At 66.4% G+C, this 6,990-nt stretch carries 4 protein-coding genes and 1 pseudogene; all 5 read right to left on the bottom strand.

Going from position 1 to position 6,990, the window contains the following annotated elements:
* Nucleotides 1-22 precede the first annotated feature (22 nt).
* Entirely contained in the window at nucleotides 23-193 is a 171-nt protein-coding gene (locus BRAS3809_RS36565; protein WP_170323276.1) for a hypothetical protein, read from the bottom strand.
* 772 nt (nucleotides 194-965) lie between these two features.
* Nucleotides 966-1,723, bottom strand: a pseudogene (fabI, locus tag BRAS3809_RS12400) (enoyl-ACP reductase FabI).
* Nucleotides 1,724-1,798: 75 nt separating this feature from the next.
* Nucleotides 1,799-4,153: a DUF3141 domain-containing protein gene (locus BRAS3809_RS12395; protein WP_008962437.1), complete on the bottom strand. Its 2,355-nt coding sequence runs from the start codon at nucleotides 4,151-4,153 to the stop codon at nucleotides 1,799-1,801.
* Nucleotides 4,154-4,168: 15 nt separating this feature from the next.
* Nucleotides 4,169-5,392 (bottom strand): acetate/propionate family kinase, encoded by a 1,224-nt coding sequence (locus tag BRAS3809_RS12390; protein WP_008962436.1) that lies wholly within the window; start codon nucleotides 5,390-5,392, stop codon nucleotides 4,169-4,171.
* A gap of 3 nt (nucleotides 5,393-5,395) precedes the next feature.
* A complete protein-coding gene (locus tag BRAS3809_RS12385) occupies nucleotides 5,396-6,817 on the bottom strand; it encodes a bifunctional enoyl-CoA hydratase/phosphate acetyltransferase (RefSeq protein WP_008962435.1) in 1,422 nt (473 codons plus the stop codon).
* Between the last annotated feature and the right edge of the window lie 173 nt (nucleotides 6,818-6,990).

The following is a 6,990-nucleotide window of genomic DNA, read 5'->3' as shown; positions in this document are numbered from 1 at the left end:
TTTGGAAATTCGGCAACCCCCCTCATTTGGAAATTCTGTGCTGGTTTCGTGTTCCGCCGGAGTTTGGGCTCAGCGGCAGCGCATTCAAAACGCGGGTCTGCGTTATGCGACCGCCGTCGAGATGGATGTCTCGGGCATGATGCAAGGGATGATGGCGCGCCTGCGCGCTGAAGTTGCCGTTGATCCGCGGCATCAGCGGCTATCGGCTTTCCGGTTCGCCGTCGCGCCGAGGGGCGCCGCATCGAACTCCACAGCCTCTTCGCCTCGCACGGGGCTGACAAGGTGGCGACAGAATGGATGGACCGCTTTTGACCCGTTCCGGACCTCCGATCGGCGCCAAGGATGTTCGCTCTCGGCGCACCAGTGGATGGTGTCGGCACTAAATTCGTTCTCAGCACCTTTCCCAGTCTTCCCATCTCGAAAGGAGCGCCTCCAACCGCTCCTTAAATGAACACTGTCGGTTCTTGTATTGAGGGAATGTCTCTAGTCCCCATTCTGTAGGCTCAATAAGATGTGTGACGGCATCTTGCCGGCTGACCTTAGAGCGAGCCTCCAGTTCAACAATCTCGGTTTGGTCTGTCGCCTTAATCAAGGCTGTCGCATTCTTCGTGGCCAGTTCCCAATGCTCAACCCCCCTGACCACATTTGAGAGCGCCTCGTCATCGTGAAATCAATTTTCCATTCGTAACCCGTCCATATTCATGAAGCAGTGGTCTACCCCGAGCATCGACCGCGACCTATTGCGTCAAGGCCAGCAAAGTCTGCGTTTGGCCCATCTCGGACATTCAGCCGGAGCTGGTTATGCCCGCTATCGAGGTTCAACCGGAAGCATGCCGTCTGGCCGCTTTTGACCCAACGCTGAATTCACCTCTTGTTTCACTCAAAGTGCAAGCCTTCTCGGGTAACGGTTCACGTGCTCGACGTTGAAGGGATTTAGAGCCGCCGCGTGCGCGCCAGTATCGGCCTCACGCCATATTGTGCAGTCCGGCATCGACATAGATCGTGTCGCCGGTCATGCCGGAGGCGCCGTTGCCGACCAGGAAGGCCACGACGCGGCCGATCTCGGCGATATCGACCAAGCGGCGGCCCGGACTGCGCGCGACGGCGGCGTCGATCAGCTGGTCGAAATGGACGATGCCGCTGGCGGCGCGGGTGCGCAACGGACCCGGCGACACGGCGAAGACGCGTATGTTCTTGTCGCCGAGCTCGGCGGCGAGGTAGCGCACGGCGGCCTCCAGCGCGGCCTTGGCAAGCCCCATGATGTTGTAGTTGTTCACCACCTTGTCGGCGCCGTAGTAGCTCATCGTCAGCAGTGCGCCGCCATGGATCATCAGGGGCTCTGCGGCGCGGGCGAGCTCCAGGAACGAATACACTGAGATCCGCATTGCGCGGGCAAAACCGTCTGCGGAGCAGTCGAGGACGCGGCCGTGCAGATCGGCCTTGGGAGCGAACGCGATGGATGGACGACGAAATCGAGCCGGCCCCAGTCCTGTTTGATGCGCGCGAACACGGCCTCCAATTCGCCCGGCTGCTCGACATTGAGCGGCAGCAGCAGGCTGGCGCCGATCTGCTCGGCGAGCGGGGCAACGAAATCGCGGGTGCGCGCGTCGGCATAGGTCAGCGCCACCTCGGCGCCGAAAGCGCGCAGCTTGGCCGCGCAGCCGAAGGCGATCGAGCTCTCATTGGCGACGCCGACCACGAGGCCGCGCAGGCCCTTCAGCATGTCGCCGATGCGGTCGTCCGGATTCCAGACGGTCGGCAGCGGATCGTGAGCGCTCTCGGACATCGTCCTCTCCCGTCAGGCGACGTCGCGGATCGCGCCGTTCTCCTTGAGCGGATCGGCCGACACCGCGGCCAGCGCCAGCGGCGGCAAGCCGAGCGCCTCGCGCAGCCGCTGCAGGGTGCGGATGGTGTTCGGCTCCATGTCCTCGACCGCGCCTGCGATGAACTCGACGACGTCGATGGCGCGGTTGCGGTCGTCGACCTCGGGCAACAGCTCGGCCAGCGTCTTGACCGACTGTTCCGGCTCGAACTCGACGATGATCGACTGCTCGCGGATCAGCGCGGCGCGGCGCTCGGCGCCGAGCGAGGCGAACGGCTCGTCCCTGGTCAGCACCCTGGCGGAGCGCTCCAGCCGGTCGCGGCGCACCGAGCCGCGCGATTCCGCGAGCAGGATCAGCATCCGGATCACCGCCTCCTCGAAGCCGCCGCGATCGATCCCGAGCAGGATCGCCTGTACTTCGGGCAGGAAGCGCAGCTCCTTGGGCTCGCGGTGGGCGCGCTGGAAGGCGTGCGTCGAGGCGATCGCATCCATCAGCGGCGAGCTGTAGATCGACAGGAACGCGGCTTCGTAGAGCGTGTCGCGGACGTCGCGAAACACGTCGAAAGCCTGGGTGACGCTCCTGGCCCAGAGCTGTTCCAGGGCGAGGAACGGATTGTCTGGCGCCGCCGCCGCGCGCTCGGCGCGGGCCTGCTCGGCCGCCTTGCGGATCGCCTGGGCGCCGGCGCTGTTGCCGCCGAACGCGCGCCGCGTCACGCGCGCCGGATGCGCATCGCGCATCAGCTTCGCCAGCTCGTCGGTCACCATCGATTGCACCAGCGGCCGCGCGGTGAGGTCGTAGAGCTCGGCGCCGAGCTCGGACAGCCGCGCCACTGCTGCGAAGCCACGCTCCTCGCTGCGGTCATTGTCGTCGATCGCCAGGATGTCCGAGATCTTGCGCTCGTGGAACGAGACGTGGAAGCGGGCGTCGACGCCGTCGCCGATCTGCTCGTCGATCGTCATCTCGTAGAGCCCGGGCGCCAGCGCCTCGATCGTCTTCATCGTCGAGGCGACCTCGGTGTGCTCCTTCCTGGCGATCGAGGACGACACGAAGATGCCGAGATGGCCGACCTTGTCGTGCACCATGTAGATGATGCGCTGGCCGCGGATGCGGATCTCGTGCTCGTCGGCATAGGTGTCGACGATCCAGTTCAGCGCCTGCTGCGGCGGGGTGATGTTGTCGCCCCGGCTCGCAAACACGATGATCGGCGAGCGGATCGCCTTGAGGTCGAGCTGGCGGCCGCGCTCGATGCGCGCCTCGCCGCGCGACAGCCGGTTGCCGATGAACAGCTGCTCGACGATCCAGCGGATCTCCTGCTCGTTCATGAAATGGAAGCCGCCCCACCAGCGCTCGAATTCGAGGAAGCCGGCGCGGCCCTTCTCCGGGTTGGTGTAGAGATCGAAATATTTTCCGAAATAATTGCGGCCGGGGTTGAGCATCTCGAAATTGGACACGAGATGCACGCCGTCAAACTCGCCGCCGCCGAGATCCGACAGCAGCAGCGCCGGCAGGATGCCGCCGAGCAGGCCGCCATTGTAGCGCATCGGGTTCTCGCCGAGCCTTCCCGACCAGTAGGCCACCGGCGCGCCGTTGACGACCAGCGGCCCGGTGATGTCGGGATTGGCCGCGGCCAGGATCAGGGTCGCCCAGCCCCCCTGGCAATTGCCGACGATGATCGGCTTCGGCGCCTCGGGATGGCGGCGATGCACCTCGGCAATGAACTCCGCTTCGGCGCGCATCACGTCGGCCAGCGTCTGCGTCGGCTCGGGATGCGGCCGGAACACGACGAAATAGACCGGATGGCCGTCATGCAAGGCGACGCCGACCTGGCTGTCCTGCTTGAAACCGCCGATCCCGGCGCCATGGCCGGCGCGCGGATCGATGATGACATAGGGCCGCTTCCACTCATAGGTGACGACTCCCGCCGGCGGCAGGATCTTCAGCAGCATGTAGTTGACCGGGCGAGGCAGGCTGCGGCCATCGAGCGCCACCTCATGGTCGTAGATCAGCACCGGCGGCGTGCCGGCCGCCTCATGCTGGGCGTCATTGTCGGCGCGCTCGCGCAGCACGTCGAGCGTCAAGGCCATGCGCTGGCCGGCATCGATCAAATAGGCATTGACGTGGTCGAGCAGATGGGCCTGCGCGGTGCTGAACGCCTGCACGAGGCCGGCGCCTTCGCTGATCAGCTCCTGCACCCGCTTGCCGTGCTCGCGGGTGAACTTGTCGAGATGCCGGCTGAGGCTCTGCGAGACGCGCTGCGTCTGGGTCGCCGTGATGTTGGCGGCTCCGAACGCGCGGGCGACGGCGGTGGCGGGGCTGTACGGGGAAGACATGTGCGGTCCCTTCGGTCAGGCGGTCAGGCGCGTGAGGGGCATCGAATCCGCGGGCTGCATCAGGCCCAGGATCTCGGCCGTGTGCTCGGCGATCATGCGGTCTTCGTCGGTCGGAATGACGAGCACGGCGACGCGTGAATCGGAAAGGCTCACCGTCTGCGCATTCCCGGCATTGGCCTCGCGATCGAGGGCGATGCCGAGCCAGCCCATGTCACCGAGGATCTGCTCGCGCACGCGCCAGGCATGCTCGCCAATGCCGCCCGCGAACACGACGGCGTCGACGCCGCCAATGGTCGCGGCGAGCCCGGCGATCTCACGGCGGACCCGCGCGACGAAGTAGTCGATCGCCTCGCGCGCCTCCGGCGCATCGGACGCCTCGAGCTCGCGCATGTCGTTGGAGACGCCGGACAGGCCCTTCAGCCCGGACTCGTGATAGAGCAAATGAGTGATCTCATCGGCGCTCATACCCTTCTCGGTGAGAAGGTACAGCACGACGCCGGGATCGAGCTGGCCGCAGCGGGTGCCCATCGGCAGGCCATCGAGCGCGGTGAAGCCCATCGTGGACGCGATCGAGCGGCCGTCGCGCAGCGCGCACACCGAGGCGCCATTGCCGAGATGGGCGATGATCACGCGCCCCGACGCGAGATCCGGCGCGAGGCTGCGCAGCCGCCGCGAGACGTATTCGTAGGACAGGCCGTGAAAGCCGTAGCGGCGCACGCCTTCATCATAGAGCCGCCGCGGCAGGGCGAACGCGTCGGCGACGAACGGATGCTGGCGATGAAACGCCGTGTCGAAACAGGCGACCTGGGCCGCGTCGGGAAACGCCTGCAGCGTCGCCTCGACGCCGGCGAGATTGTGCGGCTGGTGCAGCGGCGCCAGCGGAATGAATTGGCGCAGCCTCTGCAGCGTGCCGGCATCGATCACCACCGGCTCGGCATGGTCGGGTCCGCCATGCACGACGCGGTGACCGATCGCAACGACATGGCAGCCTTCCTCGTGACGGCGCAGCCAGTCGATCGCGAGCCGCAGCGCCGCGCCATGATCGACCGTGCCCCTGGGCGCATCGATCGGCTGCCGCTCGATCGGGCCATCTGCCGGTCCGGCAGCAAAAAGGGTGTCGTCCCCGATGTCGTCGACATGGCCTCGGGCGACCGCGCGCAGTGCGCCGGCGCCGACCTCATAGGCCGCGAACTTGATCGAGGATGAGCCGGCATTGACGGTGAGAATGACGTCCGTCATCGGCTACTCCGCCGCCAGGGCTTGCGCGGCACCGGAGAAGGCGCGGCCCTCGCGCCGCCAATGATCGTAGAGCTGCGCCAGCGCGCAGGAGGCGAGCCGGGCGCGGTCATTGTCGGCGCGGCTGGTGAGCATCACGGGCACGCGTGCGCCGACGACCAGGCCGGCGGCTTCGGCGCGCGCGACGAAGGTCAGCTCCTTCGCCAGCATGTTGCCGGCCTCGAGGTTCGGCACGATCAGCACGTTGGCATGTCCGGCGACCAGCGAGGCGATGCCCTTGGTCTTCGCCGCCTCCATGTCGATCGCATTGTCCATCGCCAGCGGGCCGTCGACGATGCCGCCCTTGATCTGGCCGCGCTCGGCCATCTTCGACAGCACGGCGGCGTCGAGCGTCGAGGGAATGTTCGGGTTGATGGTCTCGACCGCCGAGAGCACGCCGACGCGCGGCCGGTCGAGCCCGCAGGCGCGGGCGAGATCGATCGCGTTCTGGATGATGTCGACCTTGGCGAGCAGATCCGGCGCGATGTTGATCGCGGCGTCGGAGATGAACAGAATTTCGTCCAGCGTCGGCACATCCAGCGCGAAGACGTGGCTGATCCGATGGGCCGTGCGCAGGCCGCCGTCCTTCTTCACGACCGCGGCGAGCAAGTCGTCGGAATGGATCGCACCCTTCATGACGGCGCCGGCCTCGCCATCGAGCACCATCGCGACCGCGCGCGCGGCGGCGGCGCGATGATCGGTCTCCGGCACCAGCGCCCAGCCGCTGATGTCGGCGTCGATCTCGCGCGCCGCCGCCGAGATGCGCTCGGGATCGCCGATCAGCACCGGATGGATCAGGCCGCGCTCGGTCGAGAGCAGGGCGCCGCCGAGCGAGTTGTGATCCTCCGGGCAGACGATCACAGTCTTCAGCGGCGGCAACTGCGCGGCGAGCTCGACAAGCCTGGCGAAATGATCGGCATGATCGACGATCAGCGCCGGCAGCTCGCGCACCGGCGTTTCGATTGCAACCATCGGCGCGTCGACCTCTGCAAGTCCCGCGCAGACCACGTCGCCGGTCTGATCGGTGATCTCGGCGCGAAACACCGCGACCGGCTGCTCACGCTTGTCGCTGCAGGTCACGGTGATGCGCAGGCGGTCGCCGACATGCACGCGCTTTTTGAATTCGAGCGATTGCGAGCGATACAGCGTGCCGGGGCCGGGCATGACGTTGCCGAGCACGGCCGAGATCAGCGACCCCACCCACATCGACGGCGCGATGACGTCCTTCGGGCCATGATCGGCGCTGCCGTCCGGCAGCATCAGCGGATTGGTGTTGCCTGACACATGGGCAAACAGGATGAGATCCTGCACCGCGCATGTGCGCTCGACGGCCGCGTGGTCGCCGACCTTGAGCTCCGCCCAGGTCTTGTTGCGTATGGTCGCGGTCATTTCGCGCTCCGTTGCCGAAATTCGCATCGACTTGCTGGGCCGCCTGGCGAGCGGCGCGCAAAGGCGTGCTGCAGTGCATCAACTGTACGGCCCGAGCGTGACGCTTGATTGACTTTTTCGCTCGTCAGTCGATCTCGGTCGGGTTGCGACCGCTTATCATCTGCGCTTCGGAT

The sequence above is a fragment of the Bradyrhizobium sp. STM 3809 genome, from assembly GCF_000239795.1.
GTDB lineage: Bacteria > Pseudomonadota > Alphaproteobacteria > Rhizobiales > Xanthobacteraceae > Bradyrhizobium.
This window is presented reverse-complemented; position numbering and strand designations above follow the sequence as displayed.